Origin of the sequence: Streptomyces sp. NPDC006476 (assembly GCF_040612015.1) — a bacterium.
Taxonomy (GTDB): Bacteria; Actinomycetota; Actinomycetes; order Streptomycetales; family Streptomycetaceae; genus Streptomyces; species Streptomyces griseorubiginosus_B.
The window spans coordinates 107,804-127,121 of sequence record NZ_JBEXPK010000029.1 but is presented as its reverse complement, the minus strand read 5'-3'; the positions used below and the strand labels follow the sequence as shown (position 1 = coordinate 127,121).

At 68.5% G+C, this 19,318-nt stretch carries 14 protein-coding genes; 11 read left to right on the top strand and 3 right to left on the bottom strand.

Annotated features, from left to right (window positions below; genetic code table 11):
• Positions 1-96: 96 nt before the first annotated feature.
• Positions 97-2,754, bottom strand: coding sequence for a transglycosylase domain-containing protein (locus ABZZ74_RS29870; RefSeq protein ID WP_356770116.1), 2,658 nt, complete (start codon positions 2,752-2,754; stop codon positions 97-99).
• A 353-nt stretch (positions 2,755-3,107) separates the two neighbouring features.
• On the opposite strand from ABZZ74_RS29870, the gene ABZZ74_RS29865 reads away from it, so the two are divergent.
• From ABZZ74_RS29865 to ABZZ74_RS29850, 4 genes are all read left to right on the top strand, one after another.
• A complete protein-coding gene (locus tag ABZZ74_RS29865; RefSeq protein WP_356770114.1) occupies positions 3,108-3,791 on the top strand; it encodes a helix-turn-helix transcriptional regulator in 684 nt (227 codons plus the stop codon).
• Between the two features lie 44 nt (positions 3,792-3,835).
• The gene (locus ABZZ74_RS29860; RefSeq protein WP_356770112.1) at positions 3,836-4,918 is read left to right on the top strand and encodes an inositol-3-phosphate synthase; all 1,083 of its coding nucleotides are present in this window, start codon (positions 3,836-3,838) and stop codon (positions 4,916-4,918) included.
• A 101-nt stretch (positions 4,919-5,019) separates the two neighbouring features.
• The gene (locus ABZZ74_RS29855; protein ID WP_356770110.1) at positions 5,020-6,312 is read left to right on the top strand and encodes an MFS transporter; all 1,293 of its coding nucleotides are present in this window, start codon (positions 5,020-5,022) and stop codon (positions 6,310-6,312) included.
• 91 nt (positions 6,313-6,403) lie between these two features.
• Positions 6,404-6,928 carry a hypothetical protein gene (locus ABZZ74_RS29850; RefSeq protein WP_356770108.1) on the top strand — a complete coding sequence of 175 codons (525 nt, stop codon included), beginning with the start codon at positions 6,404-6,406 and terminating at the stop codon, positions 6,926-6,928.
• Positions 6,929-7,045: 117 nt separating this feature from the next.
• On the opposite strand, the gene ABZZ74_RS29845 is transcribed toward ABZZ74_RS29850, so the two are convergent.
• Positions 7,046-8,488, bottom strand: a complete 1,443-nt coding sequence (locus ABZZ74_RS29845; protein WP_356770106.1) for a CCA tRNA nucleotidyltransferase — start codon at positions 8,486-8,488, stop codon at positions 7,046-7,048.
• Between the two features lie 211 nt (positions 8,489-8,699).
• Here ABZZ74_RS29845 and ABZZ74_RS29840 point away from each other — a divergent pair, with 211 nt between their 5' ends.
• From ABZZ74_RS29840 to trxA, 7 genes are all read left to right on the top strand, one after another.
• Positions 8,700-11,090 (top strand): DUF6049 family protein, encoded by a 2,391-nt coding sequence (locus tag ABZZ74_RS29840; protein ID WP_356770104.1) that lies wholly within the window; start codon positions 8,700-8,702, stop codon positions 11,088-11,090.
• A 43-nt stretch (positions 11,091-11,133) separates the two neighbouring features.
• Entirely contained in the window at positions 11,134-13,389 is a 2,256-nt protein-coding gene (gene murJ, locus ABZZ74_RS29835) for a murein biosynthesis integral membrane protein MurJ (protein ID WP_356770102.1), read from the top strand.
• A gap of 138 nt (positions 13,390-13,527) precedes the next feature.
• Positions 13,528-15,249, top strand: a complete 1,722-nt coding sequence (locus tag ABZZ74_RS29830; RefSeq protein ID WP_356770100.1) for a serine/threonine protein kinase — start codon at positions 13,528-13,530, stop codon at positions 15,247-15,249.
• Between the two features lie 26 nt (positions 15,250-15,275).
• The gene (gene sigM / locus ABZZ74_RS29825; RefSeq protein WP_356770098.1) at positions 15,276-16,001 is read left to right on the top strand and encodes an RNA polymerase sigma factor SigM; all 726 of its coding nucleotides are present in this window, start codon (positions 15,276-15,278) and stop codon (positions 15,999-16,001) included.
• Positions 15,998-16,876 (top strand): hypothetical protein, encoded by an 879-nt coding sequence (locus ABZZ74_RS29820; RefSeq protein WP_356770096.1) that lies wholly within the window; start codon positions 15,998-16,000, stop codon positions 16,874-16,876. The genes sigM and ABZZ74_RS29820 overlap by 4 nt, the downstream gene beginning before the upstream one ends.
• Before the next feature lie 190 nt (positions 16,877-17,066).
• A complete protein-coding gene (gene trxB / locus ABZZ74_RS29815) occupies positions 17,067-18,035 on the top strand; it encodes a thioredoxin-disulfide reductase (protein ID WP_356770094.1) in 969 nt (322 codons plus the stop codon).
• A 43-nt stretch (positions 18,036-18,078) separates the two neighbouring features.
• Positions 18,079-18,408, top strand: coding sequence for a thioredoxin (gene trxA, locus ABZZ74_RS29810; protein WP_058924306.1), 330 nt, complete (start codon positions 18,079-18,081; stop codon positions 18,406-18,408).
• A 73-nt stretch (positions 18,409-18,481) separates the two neighbouring features.
• Here the strand turns inward: trxA and ABZZ74_RS29805 are convergent, their stop codons facing one another.
• Positions 18,482-19,099, bottom strand: coding sequence for a GNAT family N-acetyltransferase (locus tag ABZZ74_RS29805; protein ID WP_356770092.1), 618 nt, complete (start codon positions 19,097-19,099; stop codon positions 18,482-18,484).
• Positions 19,100-19,318: the final 219 nt, after the last annotated feature.

Genomic DNA, 19,318 nt, shown 5'->3' with positions numbered 1-19,318 from the left:
CGTCGCAATCCACACCGAACGGGAAGGCCCTCACCCGTTCAAGATCCCTCAGCTGAGACCTGGCTCACCCGTCCACAACCTCCCGAGACAGAACAGCTAGCCGCCCCCGCCTCCGAACAGGCCTCCATTGCCATTGCCTCTGGTGTTGCCGTTGCCGGACGTCTCCGTCGCCGTTGGCGTCGAGGTCACGCCTCCGTCCGTGCCGCCGGTGTTGGTGCCGCCGGTGTCCGTGCACTGCCAGCTGAACCGGCAGGTCTGGCTCGGCGAGGGACTCGGACTGGTCAGCGTCTGGCTGGGCGTCGGGCTCGGGGTCGGGCTCGACTCCGGGGTGTTCTCGACCGTCGGAGTGGGCGTCGGGCTCGGCACGTCGTTGACGACCTCACCGATGGGCTCCGGCGTCGGGAAGTCCTTCGCCGGCTCGTTCGCCAGTGCCTCCGCCATGTAGTCGTGCCAGATCTCCGCCGGGAACGACGCACCGTGGATCTTCTTCTGACCACCCGTTCCGTACATCTCCAGGAAGGTGCGGTTCTTCTGGGTCTCGTCGTCGTTGTAGCGGAACATCGTGATCGCCGTGGACAGCTGCGGGGTGTAGCCGATGAACCAGGCGGACTTGTTGCCGTCCGTGGTACCGGTCTTGCCGGCGACCTCGCGCCCGGGCAGCTGGGCGGCGGTACCCGTGCCCTTGTCGACCACGGTCCTCAGCACGTCGGTGACGTTGTTGGCCACGGCCGGAGTGAAGGCCTCGTTGGGCTTGTCCGTATGGGTGAAGACCGTGCCGTCCTTGCTGGTGACCTTGGTGACGGAGAACGGATCACGCTGCTGGCCGCTGGCCGCGAAGGTGGCGTAAGCGCCCGCCATGCGGATCGCGCTCGGGTCGGAGATACCGATGGAGAAGGACGGGAAACTGGTGCCGGCCAGGCTGCTCTGCTTCAGCCCCGCCGCGATGGCCGCCTGCTTGACCTTGTCCAGGCCGACGTCCATGCCGAGCTGCACATACGCGGAGTTCACCGACTCACGCATCGCCTCGCGCAGGTCGATCTGGTAGTTGGGCGGATTGCCGTACGACTCGTTGCCGTCGTTGGTCTGCAGCCACTCCTGTCCCTTCTCGTTCTTCCAGACCGTCCCGTCGTAGTCCTTGATCTTCAGCTTGTTCTTGCCGCTGTACAGACTCTTGGGGGAGACCTGGGTCCGCTCGTCCTGTGCCTGCTCCGGGCCGAGGCTCTTGTCCCGGACACCCCACTGCATCGCCGCCGCGAGCACCAACGGCTTCATGGTCGAACCGATCTGGGCACCGGTCTGGTCGGCGTTGTCGGTGAAGTGCTTGGTCGCGTCCTCACCGCCGTAGATCGCCTTGATGGCGCCCGTGGTCGGGTCCACGGAAGCGCCGCCGAACTGGACGTGGGTGTCCGTGTTCGGGCGCTGCTTGGGCTTGATGTTGGCCTTCTGGACCTTCGTGATCGAGGTCTGGAGCTCCTTGACCTTCTTCTTGTCGAAGGTCGTGTAGATCGAGTAGCCGCCCTTCTGCAGGTCATCGGCCGTGATCTTGGTGTTGTTGACCAGGTACGCCTTGGCAAGGTCGACGAGGTAGCCGACCTGGCCGCTCAGCTTGTTGTTGGAGCGGGGGTTCTGCCAGGTGGGAAGGGTGGTGTACTTGGCCCGGTCCGTGGCGCTCAGATGGCCGTACTGCACCATCTTGTTCAGGGTGTCCTGCATCTGGGCCAGGGCCCGCTTCTGGTTCGCCTCAGGGGTGGCGGACGGGTCGAGGGACGTCGCGCCGGCAGGGTCGTAGTACGTGGCGCCCTTGAGCATCGCGGCCAGGAAGGCGCACTCGCCGGGGTTCAGGTCGACGGCGTCCTTGTTGAAGTAGGCGCGCGCGGCCGCCTGGATGCCGTACGCCCCGCGCCCGTAGTACGCGGAGTTCAGATAGCCGGCCATGATCTCGTCCTTGGAGACCGTGGTGCCGACCTTGATCGAGACGAAGATCTCCTTGAGCTTGCGGGAGATGGTCTGCGACTGGTCGTTCAGCATCGCGTTCTTCACGTACTGCTGGGTGATGGTGGAGCCGCCCTGGGTCTCACCGCCCCTGGCCATGTTGAACACGGCCCGCGCGATGCCCTTCGGGTCGACGCCGCTGTCGGTGTAGAAGGTCTTGTTCTCCTGGGAGATGACGGCGTACTGCATCTCCTTGGGGATCTGCGAGAGGTTGACGTTCTGACGGTTGATCTCGCCACCCGTGGCGACCATCTCGCTGCCGTCGGACCAGTAGAAGACGTTGTTCTGGGCCGTGGCCGTCTTCGCGAGGTCCGGAACGCCCACCATGGCGTAGGCGATGCCCGCGGCGGCCACCAGGCTGCCGAAGAACCCGATGAAGAGCCCGCTCACCAACTTCCAGGACGGCACCCAGCGCGCGGCGCCGTACTTTCCCGCGCGCGGGTAGTCGATGAACCGCTTCTGGGGGGGACCGGCTGCCCGTCCGCGCCCCGGTGCGGGGCCCCCGCGTCGACCTCCGCGGGGGGGCTCGGCCGCTCTGCGGCGGCCTCCTGCGTTTCTCTGTGCGGCGCGGCGGGCGTCGGCTCGGCCTCCGTACGACCGTTCCTCGCCACCCAACTCCTGGCCCAGCCCGTAATCGGCCGGGGACCCGGTGGCGCCTCGCGGTGCCGCACGGCGGCCGGAGGACGAGCCGGACTGGCCGCGTCGGGCCGCGGCACGTCCGCCTCCCTGCGGCTGCGGCGGTTTGCGACGGTGCTCGCTCATCGAACGACTACTCCTCGGGCAGGCGCACCCGTGCGCGCCTGGAAACGGCGGCTGGTTTCCGGTCCCCCCGAAGTACGGATGTGGTCGATCCCGCATTCATCCGTACGGCACCCAGGACGACGACGCCCCCTCGCGTCACTCGGTTCCCGGTGGTGTGCATGGCGCACAGACTACGCACCGTCAAAACCTGCCGAGTTCCCAAGTTCGCCCTAAACCAGACAACTTGCCTCGGATGAATAAGTGGTGTGATCCCGTTCACCATCTCCCCACTTGTCCCATCCGGAAGGCCGTTCTATCGTCGTGATGTATCGAGTCGATACATCGGAGCGAGATAAAGGCGAGGAGGCGAGGGGATGAGCCGGAGGTCCGGGATCCTCGAATTCGCCGTCCTCGGCCTGCTCCGCGAGTCCCCGATGCACGGATACGAGCTGCGCAAGCGGCTCAACACGTCACTGGGCGTGTTCCGCGCGTTCAGCTACGGGACGCTGTACCCCTGCCTCAAGACGCTGGTCGCCAACGGCTGGTTGACCGAGGAGCCGGGCAACGCTCCTGAGGACGCCCTCGCCGCACCACTCGCAGGGCGTCGCGCCAAGATCGTCTACAGGTTGACGGCGGAGGGCAAGGAGCACTTCGAGGAGCTGCTGTCGCAGACGGGCCCCGACGCGTACGAGGACGAGCACTTCGCCGCCCGCTTCGCCTTCTTCGGGCAGACGTCACGCGACGTGCGCATGCGCGTGCTGGAGGGCCGCCGCAGCCGGCTGGAGGAGCGTCTGGAGAAGATGCGTATCTCCTTCGCCCGCACCCGGGAGCGCCTCGACGACTACACGCTTGAGCTCCAGCGCCACGGGATGGAGTCCGTGGAGCGCGAAGTGCGCTGGCTGAACGAGCTCATCGAGAGCGAGCGGGCCGGACGGGACCTCAAGGGCCCTGCCTCCGGGGGGCCCGATCGGCACGACACCACATCTGGAGCGCCGGGCGTCCTGCCCCGGCCCGGGGACACCCCCGGGCCGGATACGCCCGACGACACCGCCACGTGAGCGCCCAGTCAGGGCCTCACTCGTACACACAGGGAGCAACCGGAATGGGTTCGGTTCGCGTAGCCATCGTCGGCGTGGGCAACTGCGCCGCGTCGCTGGTGCAGGGAGTCGAGTACTACAAGGACGCCGACCCGGCGTCGAAGGTCCCCGGCCTGATGCACGTGCAGTTCGGTGACTACCACGTCGGCGACGTCGAGTTCGTCGCCGCGTTCGACGTCGACGCCAAGAAGGTCGGCCTGGACCTCGCGGACGCGATCGGCGCCTCCGAGAACAACACCATCAAGATCGCCGACGTCCCGCACACCGGCGTGACGGTCCAGCGCGGCCACACCCTCGACGGTCTCGGCAAGTACTACCGCCTCACCATCGAGGAGTCCGCCGAGGAGCCGGTCGACGTCGTCCAGGTCCTCAAGGACAAGCAGGTCGACGTCCTCGTCTGCTACCTGCCCGTGGGTTCCGAGGACGCGGCGAAGTTCTACGCCCAGTGCGCCATCGACGCCAAGGTCGCCTTCGTCAACGCCCTTCCGGTCTTCATCGCCGGCACCAAGGAGTGGGCCGACAAGTTCACCGAGGCGGGCGTCCCGATCGTCGGCGACGACATCAAGTCGCAGGTCGGCGCCACCATCACGCACCGCGTCATGGCGAAGCTGTTCGAGGACCGCGGCGTCGTCCTGGACCGCACGATGCAGCTGAACGTCGGCGGCAACATGGACTTCAAGAACATGCTCGAGCGCGACCGCCTCGAGTCCAAGAAGATCTCCAAGACGCAGGCCGTCACCTCCCAGATCCCCGACCGGGACCTCGGCGAGAAGAACGTCCACATCGGGCCGTCCGACTACGTCGCCTGGCTCGACGACCGCAAGTGGGCCTACGTCCGCCTCGAGGGCCGCGCGTTCGGCGACGTCCCGCTGAACCTGGAGTACAAGCTCGAGGTCTGGGACTCCCCGAACTCCGCCGGCGTCATCATCGACGCCCTGCGCGCCGCGAAGATCGCCAAGGACCGCGGCATCGGCGGCCCGATCCTGTCGGCCTCCAGCTACTTCATGAAGTCCCCGCCGGTCCAGTACTTCGACGACGAGGCCCGCGAGAACGTCGAGAAGTTCATCAAGGGTGAGGTCGAGCGCTAAGCGGCTCGCAACGCCACGCACTGAAAACGCTCCTGCCAGGGCTCCAGAGGGTCCCCGGGCCACGTGCCCGGGGACCCTCCCCGTATGTGAGGCTGTGCCCCATGTCCGTCGTCCGCGACCTGCGCGTCCTGCTCCGCTTCCGGAACTTCCGACGACTGCTCGCCGTACGACTGCTCTCCCAGGGAGCCGACGGGGTCTACCAGATCGCACTGGCCGCCTACGTGGTCTTCTCGCCGGAGAAGCAGACCTCGGCCGCCGCGATCGCCTCCGCGATGGCTGTCCTGCTGCTCCCGTACTCCTTGGTCGGCCCCTTCGCGGGCGTTCTCCTGGACCGCTGGCGCCGTCGCCAGGTCTTCCTCTACGGCAACCTGCTGCGCGCCCTGATGGCCTCGGCCACGGCCGTTCTGATCCTCACCCACGTCCCGGACTGGCTCTTCTACGCCTCCGCGCTCTGTGTCACCGCCGTCAACCGCTTCGTTCTCGCGGGCCTGTCCGCCGCCCTGCCCCGCGTCGTGGACGAGGAACGGCTCGTGATGGCCAACTCCCTGTCACCGACCGCCGGGACGCTCGCCGCGACCGCCGGCGGAGGTCTCGCCTTCGTCGTACGACTGGGGGTGGCCGACTCGGACGCCGCCGTGGTGCTGCTGGGCGCCCTGCTCTACCTGTGCGGGGCGTTCGCCTCACTGCGCCTGGCCCCCGGACTGCTCGGGCCCGACCAGGAGTTGGTACAGCCGCGCCTCGGTACGGCACTCGCCGGCACCGCTCGCGACCTGACGGCAGCGGTACGGCACCTGACCGCTCCACCGCGCCGGGAGGCGGCCTGGGCGCTCCTCACGATGACTCTGATGCGGTTCTGCTACGGCGCTCTGCTGGTCATGCTGCTGATGCTGTGCCGGTACGCCTTCTCCTCGAACGCGGACGACGGACTGCGGTTGCTGGGACTGGCCTTGGGGACGTCCGCCGCAGGCTTCTTCGCGGCCGCTGTCGTGACGCCCTGGGCGGCCGGACAGCTCGGTCCCGGCCGCTGGATCGTCGTATGCGCGGCGAGCGCCGCGGTTCTGGAGCCTGCCCTCGGGCTCCCGTTCGCCGTCGGCCCCATGCTCGTCGCGACGTTCGTCCTGGGTCTGACGACGCAGGGGGCGAAGATCGCGACGGACACGATCGTGCAGTCCCGCGTCGACGACGGTTTCCGTGGGCGGATCTTCTCCGTCTACGACGTCCTGTTCAACATCGCTTTCGTCGGCGCTGCCGCGGTCGCCGCACTGATGCTGCCACCGGACGGCCGTTCCACGACCGTGGTCGTCGTGGTCGCCGTTGCCTACGGAGCAATTGCTGCGGCTATGGCCCACTTTGAGCGCCGTAAGTGTCACATGAAGGCCACAGAGTCCACCTGAGTCACAGCAGTGTCAGTGGCGGCCGATAACTTACCTGCGTCTTACGCGCCTCTTATGTGCGCAGCTCATTCACTTTCAGGGGGACACCCACGTGACCACTCCGCCTCAGGGCCAGAACCCGTTCACTCAGGGCCACCAGCCCTACGGCCAGCCGCAGGCTCAGGCGCCGTATCCGCCGCACGCCGCCTACCCGCAGCAGCCGGGTCGGCCCGGACAGCCCGGGTTCCCCCCGCCGGGGGCCGCGCCGTACGCCCCGGTTCCGGCGCAGCCTCGCCGTAAGCTGAGCTTCAAGGCGATCAAGAACATCGTCATCGTCGCGGTCGTGGCCATCGCGGCCATCGTGGGCTACATAGCCAGCCAGGACGACGCCAACACCGCCAAGGTCGGTGACTGCATGCACCGCGGCAGTACTTCCGACACCAACCCGGACCTCGAGGTCGTCGACTGCGGCTCGTCGAAGGCCCAGTACGTGGTGCTGGCGAAGGTGAAGGGCTCGTACTCCACCGAGCTCTCGGCGTCGACGAAGTGCGAGGCCGCGGCCAAGGACTTCCAGTACACGTACACCGAGTCCGGCGACGGCAGCGACTTCCTGCTCTGCCTGAAGGACCACAAGTAACGCGCACAAGTAACAAGGACGCGCAGCCACGGGGCGGTGTTTCACGTGAAACACCGCCCCGCCGCATGTCCGGTGGCGGGATGTTTCACGTGAAACATGCCGCCGGTTCGCAGAGGCTCAGCTCTGCTCGGCCCACCATTCCTTGAGCGCGGCCACCGCCGTGTCGTGCTCCATCGGTCCGTTCTCCAGCCGCAGTTCCAGCATGTGCTGGTAGGCACGGCCGATGACCGGGCCCGGCGCGACACCCAGGATCTCCATGATCTGATTGCCGTCCAGGTCCGGGCGGATGGAGTCCAGCTCCTCCTGCTCCTGGAGTTGGGCGATGCGCTCCTCCAGACCGTCGTAGGCGCGGGACAGTGCCGCCGCCTTCCGCTTGTTCCGGGTGGTGCAGTCCGAGCGGGTCAGCTTGTGGAGCCGGCCAAGGAGAGGGCCGGCGTCACGGACATAGCGGCGGACCGCGGAGTCCGTCCATTCACCCGTGCCGTATCCGTGGAAGCGCAGGTGGAGTTCGACCAGACGTGAGACGTCCTTCACCAGTTCGTTGGAGTACTTGAGCGCCGTCATGCGCTTCTTGGTCATCTTCGCCCCGACCACCTCGTGGTGGTGGAACGAGACGCGTCCGTCCTTTTCGAAGCGACGAGTACGCGGCTTTCCGATGTCATGCAGGAGCGCCGACAGGCGCAGGGTGAGATCGGGACCGTTCTCCTCCAGCGCGATCGCCTGTTCCAGGACGATGAGCGTGTGCTCGTAGACGTCCTTGTGACGGTGGTGCTCGTCGCTCTCCAGACGCAGGGCCGGCAGCTCGGGCAGAACGTGGTCGGCGAGGCCGGTGTCGACCAGGAGGGTCAGGCCCTTGCGCGGATTGTCGGACAGGATCAGCTTGTTGAGCTCGTCCCGCACCCGCTCGGCCGAGACGATCTCGATCCGTCCCGCCATCTCCTTCATCGCCGTCACGACCTCGGGAGCCACCTCGAAGTCCAGCTGAGCGGCGAACCGTGCCGCGCGCATCATCCGCAGCGGGTCGTCCGAGAAGGAGTCCTCGGGGGTGCCGGGGGTGCGCAGCACACGGGCGGCGAGATCGGCGCGTCCGTCGTGGGGATCGATGAACTTCTGCTCGGGAAGCGCGAGAGCCATCGCGTTCACGGTGAAGTCGCGCCGGACGAGATCTTCCTCGATCGAGTCGCCGTACGACACCTCGGGCTTGCGCGAGGTCCGGTCGTACGCCTCGGACCGGTAGGTCGTGACTTCGATCTGGTAGCCGTTTTTTTGCGCGCCGACCGTGCCGAAGGCGATACCGACCTCCCACACGGCGTCCGCCCAGGGCCGGACGATCTTGAGGACGTCCTCGGGGCGGGCGTCGGTCGTGAAGTCGAGGTCGTTGCCGAGCCGTCCCAGCAGCGCGTCCCGGACCGAACCGCCGACGAGGGCGAGCGAGAACCCGGCCGCCTGGAAGCGGCGGGCGAGGTCGTCTGCGACAGGGGCGACCCGCAGCGCCTCGTCCGGCGTGTTGGACGGGGGCTGATTCAGGGCACGGGCGTTGTCTTCGTTGGCGTTCGGCACAACAGAAGAGGGTACGTGGCCCGTACGACCGTGGGCGCCTCCATTAAACGTGCACAACCCCGCGGTCCTTATACAGGCACATAGGGGACGGGACGATCTTGTTCCCCGATCTTGTGGAGCAGTCTGCGGCACTTCCCCTCAGCGCGCATCGTTACCATGCGGGGACGCACATTGCGACGACCACTGACGACGACGAGGGACGGGCGAGCGCGTGGCCGAGGCGGCAGACTTCCAGGGGACGAGTCCCTCACCTGCCCGCCGCTGGCTGCGGCGCTCCGGGGCGCTGCTCGCCGGGGCACCGCTGCTGGCCGGTCTGCTGCAGCTGCCCGCCGCGAGTCACGCGGACGCCGTGGGCCGGACCGCCCTGCAGGACGCCTCCGGCTCCGGCTCGGTCGCCATCGCCCTCGACTCCCTCAGCCCGACCGTTCCCACGGACGGCGACACCCTCACCGTGTCCGGGACGGTGACCAACAACGGCAAGCAGGCGGTCACCGACGCCCATGTGGGACTGCGCGTCGGCCCCGAGCTGACCACGCGTTCCGGCATCGACAGTGCCGCCCGCGACAGCGACAGCCTCCAGGGCCCCACCGGCACGGAGGTGGGCGGCAAGTACGGCGAGGACTTCGCCAAGCTCACCCCGGGGGTCGCCGAGCCCTTCAGCATCTCCGTGCCCGTCGACAAGCTGGACCTCGGTGACGACGGGGTGTACCAGTTCGCGGTTTCGCTCTCCGGCCAGACCTCCGCCCAGCCGTGGGACCAGGTTCTCGGCATCCAGCGGACCTTCCTGCCCTGGCAGCCCGACGCCGCGGACACCAAGACGAAGACGACGTTCCTGTGGCCCCTGGTCTCCGACGTCCACATGACGGCGGAGACCGGGTCGAACCAGCAGCAGACGCCGGTCTTCCTCAACGACGATCTCGCCAAGGCGATCTCCCCCGGAGGCCGCCTGGACGAGATGCTCTCGCTGGGCAAGAACCTCGACGTGACCTGGGTCATCGACCCCGACCTGCTGGCCTCCGTCGACGCCATGACCGGCAGCTACAAGATCCAGACCGCGGGCGGTACCACGGCGGGCACGCACCAGGCGATCGCGAAGCAGTGGCTCGACGAGCTGCAGAAGGCGGTGGCGGACAAGGAAGTCGTCGCCCTCCCCTTCGCCGACCCGGATCTGGCCTCTCTCGCCCACAACGGCACCAGCGTCACCGGCTCGCTGAGCCACCTCAAGGAAGCCACGGACGTCGCCGCCACCACGGTGAAGACGGTGCTGCACGTCACCCCGACGACCGACTTCGCCTGGCCCGTGGACGGCGCTGTCGACCCGTCGATCGTGAAGGTCGCCACCTCCGCGGGCGCCGACCAGATCATCGCCCGCAGCGACAGCCTCCAGGAGAGCGGCGGCCTGTCGTACACGCCCTCCGCCGCCCGTCCGATCGGTGGCGGCGTCACGGCGGTGGTCGCGGACTCCCGTCTGTCGACGGCCTTCCAGGGCGATCTGAGCAAGGCCGCCGCGTCCACGCTGGCCGTGCAGAGGTTCCTCGCCCAGAGCCTCGCCCTGAACACCCAGACGAACAAGCAGCGCACCATCGTCGTCGCCCCGCAGCGCATCCCGACGACCCGCCAGGCCCAGGCCATGGCCGAGGCCGTGACGGACCTCGAGGCCGGGAACTGGTCCCAGTCCGAGAAGCTCACGGCGGCCGCGAAGGCCAAGCCGGACCCAGGCGCCACCACCAAGGTGCCGCCGGCCTCGGAGTACCCCTCCTCGCTGCGCAGGCAGGAGCTTCCGCGCTCGGCCTTCGAGCAGATCGCGGGCACCCAGGACAAGCTCGACAACTTCCGGGTGATCCTGAGCAACGAGTCACGGGTGGTGACCCCCTTCGGGCGGGCCATGAACCGCGAGATGTCCACGTCGTGGCGCGGTCGTCCGTACGCCGCGCAGAGCTTCCGCACCGACGTGGACACCTACCTCTCCGGCCTGACCGGCCAGGTCAGGCTGATCGACAAGTCCGACACCAAGCTGTCCGGACGCAGCGCCACGATCCCCGTCACCGTCCAGAACAACCTGGTGCAGGGCGTCCAGCACCTGGTGCTGCGGCTCACCTCGAACAGCCCCACCCGCCTCAAGATCGGCGATGACGCCTACGACGAACAGCCCATCGCGGTCTCCGGCGGCCACAGCCAGACGGTGAAGTTCACCACGACGGCCAAGGCCAACGGCCAGGCGACCGTGACGGCCCAGCTGTACACGGAGGACGGTCAGAAGTACGGCGGCCCGGTCTCGTTCGAGGTCAAGGTCACGGAGTTCACGGCCACCGTGATGCTGGTCATCGGCGGCGGCTTCCTGCTGCTCGTCCTCGCCGGTTTCCGCATGTACACCCAGCGCAAGCGGGCAGCCGCCCGCGAAGCCGCGGAGAACGGTCCGGACGACACGGCGGCCGAGGGCGACGAGGGACCGGAGAACCCCGAGGGCCCGGAACGCCGTCTCAAGGAGGAGTCGGGCACCGATGCCCGGGCAGATGACCCGCAGCAGCCGAGTGACCCGACAGCGGACACCGCAGCGGAAAGCACGGACCCGTCCGGCACGGGTGAGAGAGTGGACCGTTGAGGATGTCGTGGCCGTGGGCCCGGGACTATGAGGTGGGGTAACCATGAACGCGCCGTACGACGGTGACCGCGGCCAGGCCGCGGGCAGCTCGGGGTACCCCGAGGGCCCGCCGCCCGAGCCCGGTCAGGTGCCGCCGCAGCCGCCCGCCGACATGTACCTCCAGGACGCCTACGACCAGGACCCCTACCGCGCACAGGACCTGGCGGCGCAGGATCCCGTCGCCGAGGCGCTCTACGACCGTGCCGCGCACCCTCCGCCGCCCCCGGGCAGCTACCAGCCGCAGCAGCCGCTGTACGCCCAGCCGCCCCAGTCGCCTTACGCCCCCGACCCGCGCGTGTGGGCACGGCCCCCGGCGCCCGAGCCGGACGGCGCGACCCAGTACCTGCCGCACGGCGACGACCCTCGGACCACCCAGTACGTCGGTGTCGACGACCTGGTGACCCGGGCCGGCGAGGAGCGTCCCGAGCACGACGCGTTCGCGCACCTCTTCCGGGACCAGCAGCAGGGCGCAGGACCTCTGACGCCCGAACCCCTGACGGTGCCCGGCCCGGCGACCGCTCCGGGTGCGCAGACCCCCGCGTCGGCGCCGGTCGACGACCAGACCATGAACCTCACCGCCGCGCCCGCCGCGCCCCCGGCCGCAGCCGCGGCTCCGGCCGCGAAGAAGGGCGGCCGGGCCTCCGGGCTGCTGCAGTCCAGTGCCGTCATGGCCGCCGGCACGATGGTCTCCCGCCTCACCGGCTTCGTCCGCTCCGCGCTGATCGTCTCGGCGCTCGGCACCAATCTCCTCGGCGACACTTTCCAGGTGGCCTACCAGCTGCCGACGATGATCTACATCCTCACCGTGGGCGGTGGCCTGAACTCCGTCTTCGTCCCGCAGCTGGTGCGGTCGATGAAGGAGGACGAGGACGGCGGGGAGGCTTTCGCCAACCGGCTGCTGACCCTGGTGATGGTCGCGCTGGCCGCTCTCACCGTGGTCGGCGTCCTCATCGCGCCGCTCCTGGTGCGGACCCTGTCGAACTCCGTGGCCGGCGATCCCGCCGCCAACGACGTCGCCATCACCTTCACCCGGTACTTCCTGCCCTCGATCTTCTTCATGGGCGTCCACGTGGTGATGGGTCAGGTCCTCAACGCGCGCGGGAAGTTCGGCGCCATGATGTGGACGCCGGTCCTCAACAACATCGTCATCATCGTGACGCTCGGCATGTTCCTGTGGGTGTACGGCACCTCCAGGGACTCCGGCATGAGCGTCACCACCATTCCGCCGGAGGGGCAGCGGCTCCTCGGCATCGGCGTCCTGCTCGGACTCGTCGTCCAGGCGCTGGCGATGATCCCCTACCTGCGCGAGACGGGCTTCCGGCTGCGGCTGCGCTTCGACTGGAAGGGCCACGGTCTCGGCAAGGCGGCGATGCTCGCCAAGTGGACCGTGCTCTTCGTCCTCGCGAACCAGGCCGGCGCGCTCGTCGTCACCCAGCTGGCCACCGCGGCCGTCAAGGACACGAACATCGCCGGCACCGGCTTCTCCGCCTACGCCAACGCCCAGCTCATCTGGGGCCTGCCACAGGCCATCATCACCGTCTCCCTGATGGCCGCCCTGCTGCCGCGCATCTCGCGCTCGGCCGCCGAGGGCGACGGGGGTGCCGTCCGCGACGACATCTCCCAGGGCCTGCGCACCACGGCCGTCGCGATCGTGCCGATCGCCTTCGGCTTCCTCGCCCTCGGCATCCCGATGTGCACGCTCATCTTCGGCACGTCGGGCACCGGCGGGGCGACCAAGATGGGCTACATGCTGATGGCCTTCGGTCTCGGCCTCATCCCGTACTCCGTGCAGTACGTCGTCCTGCGCGCCTTCTACGCCTACGAGGACACCCGGACCCCCTTCTACAACACGGTCATCGTGGCCGCGGTCAACGCGGCTGCCTCCGGCCTCTGTTATCTCGTGCTGCCGGCCCGCTGGGCCGTGGCCGGCATGGCCGCCGCCTACGGCCTCGCCTACGCCATCGGCGTCGGTGTCGCCTGGAACCGGCTGCGCAAGCGGCTGGGCGGCGACCTGGACGGCGCCCGCGTTCTGCGGACGTATGCCAGGCTCGCCATCGCCTCGGTGCCCGCGGCCGCCCTCAGCGGCGCCGCCTGCTACGGAATCGGCCACGCGCTCGGCCAGGGCGTCGTCGGATCCTTCGCGTCGCTGCTGGTCGGTGGGGCGGTCCTGCTCGGGACCTTCTTCCTCGCCGCTCGCAAGATGCGCATCGAGGAGCTCAACTCGCTGGTCGGCATGGTCCGCGGGCGTCTGGGGCGCTGACGCGGGGGTACGCGCACAACCATCGTCCGCCACCGTGTGTCGTGCATAGCGGCGGACTGTGGGCACAATTGGTTTCGGCGTCGGACGGCGCGCACGGATGGCGGTCGGCGCGCAACGGATGGGGAGGCAGGGACGACGGTGGCGGAACGGAGCACGGCTGCCGTCGACGTGGCAGACAACAGCGGCGACGAGCCGCTGACCGCACAGGCGGACCAGTCCACGGCCGACGGGGTGGCCCAGAACCGGGAGCGGGACACGGAGATCGACGAGGCACAGGGGAGTGGCGGGACCGAAGGTTCCGGGGAGGCCTCAGCGCCCGAGCTGCACAGCGGTCACAAACTCGCCAGACGGTACCGCCTGGAGGAGTGCGTCACCCGTCTGGACGGATTCAGCAGTTGGCGCGCGGTGGACGAGAAACTCCGCCGCGCCGTCGGCGTCCACATCCTGCCCGCGGACCACGCGCGGGCACGTTCCGTACTGGCCGCGGCCCGTTCCTCGGCGCTGCTCGGTGATCCACGCTTTGTGCAGGTGCTGGACGCGGTCGAGGAGAACGACCTCGTCTACGTCGTCCACGAGTGGCTTCCCGACGCCGTCGAGCTGACCACCCTCCTCGCCCCGGGCCCGCTCGAGGTGTACGAGGCGTACCAGATGGTCAGTCAGATCTCCTCCGCCATGGCGGCCGCGCACCGTGAGGGCCTGGCCCATCTGCGCCTGAACCCCAACGCCGTGCTGCGCACGTCGACCGGCCAGTGGCGCATCCGTGGCCTCGCCGTGAACGCCGCGCTGCGCGGCATCAGCTCCGCCACCCCGCAGCGCACCGACACCGAGGCCATCGGCGCGCTGCTGTACGCGGCACTCACCCAGCGCTGGCCGTACGAGAGCGACGCCTACGGTCTGTCCGGGCTGCCCAAGGACGTCGGCCTGATCGCGCCGGACCAGGTGCGGGCGGGCGTGCACCGCGGCCTGTCCGAACTCAGCATGCGCGCGCTGGCCAACGACGGGGCGACCGCCTCCCGGCACGAGTCCCCCTGCACGACGCCGGAGGAGCTGGTGAAGGCGATCGGCGAGATGCCGCGCATCCGCCCGCCGGAGCCGGCGTTCACCGCCCCGCCGGAGTATCAGCGCACGACCTACCAGCAGGGCACCTACGGCCGTCCGGCACCGCACCCAGGCGCCACCCAGCCCGTCCCGTCACCACCGGCCCCGCTGCAGAGCCGCACCGGCAAGGCACTGAAGTGGGCCGTGTCGGCGCTGCTCATCGCCGCGCTGGGGCTGGGCAGTTGGCAGCTCGCGGAAGTCCTCATGGACAGCGGCAACAAGTCCGACGACACCAACAAAACCCAGACGACGGACGGCAACGACAAGAACAACAAGGCGCCGAAACCGGTCAAGACCCTCGCCATCCAGGGAGCGCAGGAATACGTCGCCAAGGGCGACGCACAGCACCCCAACGACGTCGACAAGACCTACGACCAAGACAGTTCCACGTACTGGCGCACCGCCAGCTACAAGGACGGTCCGAACATGAACCCCCTCTTCAAGCCCGGCGTCGGTATCGTCTACGACTTCGGCTCGAAGCGGGAGGTGTCCGCCGCCTCGATAGGGCTTCTGTTCGGCGGCAACCACACGACCGTCACGCTGTACGCGACCAGTTCCACGAGTTCGTCGGTTCCGCTGACGTCGATGACGAAAATGGGGTCGGTGACGACGACGGGAACGAGCGCCACGGTGAAGGTCACCAAGCCGGTGAAGAGCCGGTACGTGCTCGTCTGGTTCACGGCCCTGCCGTACGCGCCGGGAGACTCGTACAGCGACGCGGGATACAAGCAGGCCATCACCGACCTGAAGTTCACAGGCTGAGCACGTCGTACACGGGAGGGGGTCCGATGGCAGATGGGAACGCATATGGCGACGCAAGCGATCAGGACCTTCTCGCCCGTCACGTAGAGGGCGACCCGGACGCCTTCGGTGAGCTCGTACGGCGGCATCGGGATCGTCTCTGGGCCGTGGCGCTGCGGACGCTGGGCGACCGTGAGGAAGCCGCCGACGCCGTCCAGGACGCGCTCGTGTCGGCCTACCGGGCCGCCCACACCTTCCGCGGACAGTCGGCCGTCACGACCTGGCTCCACCGCATCACGGTGAACGCCTGTCTCGACCGCGCCCGGAAGGCTGCCTCGCGCAAGACCGCTCCGGTCGACGACACCGAACGGCTGGAGCAACTGCTGGAGCCGCACGAGGAAGCGTCGGCTCCCGCGGAGCGCAACGACCTGCACCGCCAGCTGCTGGAGGCGCTCGGCACCCTCCCGCCCGACCAGCGTGCCGCCCTCGTCCTCGTGGACATGCAGGGATACCCCGTCGCCGAAGCCGCCGCCATGCTCGACGTCCCGACGGGAACCGTCAAGAGCCGCTGCGCCCGTGGCAGAGCGAGACTCCTGCCACTGCTCGCCCATCTCCGGCCGGAAAGCTCCGGTACAGGAAAAGAACAGGGTGAGAGGCGGAACCGGACTCAGGGGACATCCGTCCCACCGGCAGCGGGGCCGCCGACTGCCGGTCCACGTGATACCGGGCCAAGCGATTCAGCTGCTGTGAAGGGCGGAGGTGGGCGAGCGTGACATCCACGACGGACAGGACGGGGCACCCGGACGTCGCCGAGATCTCCGACCTCACCGAGGGACTCCTTCCCGCGGCCCGTACCGCCGACATACGGCAGCATCTCGACGCGTGCGAACTCTGCGCGGACGTCTACGCGTCCCTCGAGGAGATCAGGGGACTGCTCGGCACGCTCCCCGGACCGCCGCAGATGCCCGCCGACGTCGCCGGTCGCATCGACGCCGCCCTCGCCACAGAGGCCCTCCTGGGCGCCACCGCACCTGACACCAACGACAGCGCTCATGTTTCACGTGAAACATCGGCAACCGCGGATCGTCCCTCCGGGCGGGCACGGACCTCGACGACCGGTCCGGGCCGTAAGAACCGCAAGAGGGCGGGACGCCGCAGGATCGCCGTTCTCGGCGGCGTCTTCGCGATCGCCGCGCTGGGACTCGGATCCGTACTGATCGCCACCCTCGACGACGGCAAGCCCTCCAGCACGGAAGCCGGCGGCCGGCAGACCGCGACGGCGGACACCTTCTCCGACAGCAGGCTGGAGAAGCAGGTGACCGACCTCCTGGCCAAGGCACAGACCCAGGGGCGCGGCTCGTCCGCTCCGCACAGCAGCGTGGGCGTGCAGAGTGACCCTGGCATCGTCTCGCCCAAGCTCGACCGTGCGCCCTCGGTGCCTCCCTGCATCCAGAGCGGCATCGGCCGCGATGATGTGGCGCTGGCGACCGAAGAGGGCACCTACAAGCACACCCACGCCCTGCTCGTCGTTCTCTCCGATCCGTCGGACAGCACCAAGGTGAACGCGTACCTCGTCGACACGGCGTGTGTGTCCCATCCGCCGACGAAGGCCAAGGTTCTGCTGAGGCAGTCCTACACCCGGCCGTAGCGCCGAGGCTTCGCCTGCGTCTCCCGTGGTATCCCGTACGGTGTCGCGTCTTCACGTGCTCCGGCGCGATGCCCCGTGTGCCCGGACACAGCGGGAATGCGCGCCCCTTAGGATCCGTTGGGTGGGGTGAGAGTTCCGAAAGGCGCTCCCGCCGGTCCGACGACGCAGACCAGAGACGAGGAAACTAGCCGTGAGCGACGTCCGTAACGTGATCATCATCGGCTCCGGGCCCGCCGGCTACACGGCGGCGCTCTACACCGCGCGCGCGTCGCTGAAGCCGCTGGTCTTCGAGGGCGCCGTCACCGCCGGTGGTGCGCTCATGAACACCACCGAGGTGGAGAACTTCCCCGGCTTCCAGGACGGCATCATGGGCCCTGAGCTCATGGACAACATGCGCGCCCAGGCCGAGCGCTTCGGCGCCGAGCTCGTCCCGGACGATGTCGTCTCCGTCGACCTGACCGGTGAGATCAAGACCGTCACGGACACCGCCGGTACGGTGCATAAGGCGAAGGCCGTCATCGTCACCACCGGCTCGCAGCACCGCAAGCTCGGCCTGCCGAACGAGGACGCTCTGTCGGGTCGCGGTGTCTCCTGGTGTGCCACCTGTGACGGCTTCTTCTTCAAGGACCAGGACATCGCCGTGATCGGCGGCGGCGACACCGCGATGGAGGAGGCCACCTTCCTCTCCCGCTTCGCCAAGTCCGTGACGATCGTCCACCGCCGGGACACCCTGCGCGCCTCGAAGGCGATGCAGGACCGCGCCTTCGCCGACCCGAAGATCAAGTTCGTGTGGGACAGCGAGGTCGCCGAGATCCAGGGCGACCAGAAGCTGGCGGGTCTGAAGCTGCGCAACCTCAAGACCGGCGAGCTGAGCGACCTGGCGGTCACCGGCCTGTTCATCGCGATCGGCCATGACCCGCGCACCGAACTCTTCAAGGGCCAGCTCGACCTGGACGAGGAGGGCTACCTCAAGGTCGACGCTCCCTCGACCCGCACCAACGTGACCGGTGTGTTCGCCGCCGGTGACGTCGTCGACCACATCTACCGCCAGGCGATCACCGCCGCCGGCACCGGTTGCTCCTCCGCTCTCGACGCCGAGCGTTTCCTCGCGGCCCTGGCGGACGAGGAGCAGGCCGAGCCCGAGAAGACCGCCGTCTGACCCCCTTCCGCCCCACCGCACACCAGTAAAAGGAGCCCCCGCAGTGGCCGACCTGAAGAACGTGACCGACGACTCCTTCGAGCAGGACGTCCTCAAGAGCGACAAGCCCGTCCTGGTGGACTTCTGGGCCGCCTGGTGCGGTCCGTGCCGCCAGATCGCCCCGTCGCTCGAGGCGATCGCCAAGGAGTACGGCGACAAGATCGAGGTCGTCAAGCTCAACATCGACGAGAACCCGGGTACGGCCGCCAAGTACGGCGTCATGTCCATCCCGACGCTGAACGTCTACCAGGGCGGCGAGGTCGCCAAGACCATCGTGGGCGCCAAGCCGAAGGCCGCGATCGTCCGCGACCTCGAGGACTTCATCGCTGAGTGACGTTTCACGTGAAACAGGAAGGGGCCGACCCGGACGGGTCGGCCCCTTCGCGTTGACACGGCCCGTCAGACCGTCAGAGAGGACGGAGCGCAGGCTCCTTCTGTACGGCCCCCAGGAGCCGGTCGAGCGCCATCTCCACGTCTTCCTTCCAGGAGAGCGTCGTCCGCAGCTCCAGCCGCAGGCGCGGGTACGTGGGATGCGGTCGTACGGTCTTGAAGCCCACCGCCAGGAGGTGGTCGGCCGGCAGCACACAGGCGGGCTCTTTCCACCGAGCGTCTCCGAAGGCTTCGATGGCCTTGAAGCCCCGGCGCAGGAGATCCTTGGCGACCGTCTGGACCATCACCCGGCCCAGCCCCTGCCCTTGGTATCCCGGCATGATGAACGCGGTCATCAGCTGTACCGCGTCCGGCGAAAGGGGGCTCGTGGGAAACGCCGTGGAGCGGGGGACGTAAGCGGGCGGTGCGTAGAGCACGAAGCCCACCGGAACGTCGTCGACGTACACGACCCGGCCGCATGATCCCCAGTCCAGCAGGACGGCCGAGATCCATGCCTCTTTCTCCAGCGCGGCCGTGCCCGCCTTTATCGCGGCCTCACCGCTGACGGGGTCCAGTTCCCAGAAGACACACGAGCGGCAACGGTTGGGAAGGTCCTGAAGGTTGTCCAGCGTGAGCGGTACGAGCCGACGCCCCATGAAGGCTGTTCCTCGCTTCCTTCGCCCGCAGCGTCGCGAGCGGCCGTCAGAGCGCTCCGTTCTCTCAGCAGGCTGCCGACGAAGCCGCCGACCGCGCCGAGTCCAAGGCCCGCGCCCACCAGTCCGGTGCGGCTCATCGTTCGCATGGCCCCTGCCCCCCTCTCAGAGGTACTGCCAGGTGGATGCGCGCCATACCTGAACGCATCGTATCCACACAGC

Excerpts from the sequence above, each read along its gene's own strand:
- ABZZ74_RS29870 (WP_356770116.1), bottom strand. The coding sequence starts at position 2,754 with ATGAGCGAGCACCGTCGCAAACCGCCGCAGCCGCAGGGAGGCGGACGT.
- ABZZ74_RS29865 (WP_356770114.1), top strand. The coding sequence starts at position 3,108 with ATGAGCCGGAGGTCCGGGATCCTCGAATTCGCCGTCCTCGGCCTGCTC.
- ABZZ74_RS29860 (WP_356770112.1), top strand. The coding sequence starts at position 3,836 with ATGGGTTCGGTTCGCGTAGCCATCGTCGGCGTGGGCAACTGCGCCGCG.
- ABZZ74_RS29855 (WP_356770110.1), top strand. The coding sequence starts at position 5,020 with ATGTCCGTCGTCCGCGACCTGCGCGTCCTGCTCCGCTTCCGGAACTTC.
- murJ (WP_356770102.1), top strand. The coding sequence starts at position 11,134 with ATGAACGCGCCGTACGACGGTGACCGCGGCCAGGCCGCGGGCAGCTCG.
- sigM (WP_356770098.1), top strand. The coding sequence starts at position 15,276 with ATGGCAGATGGGAACGCATATGGCGACGCAAGCGATCAGGACCTTCTC.
- ABZZ74_RS29805 (WP_356770092.1), bottom strand. The coding sequence starts at position 19,099 with ATGGGGCGTCGGCTCGTACCGCTCACGCTGGACAACCTTCAGGACCTT.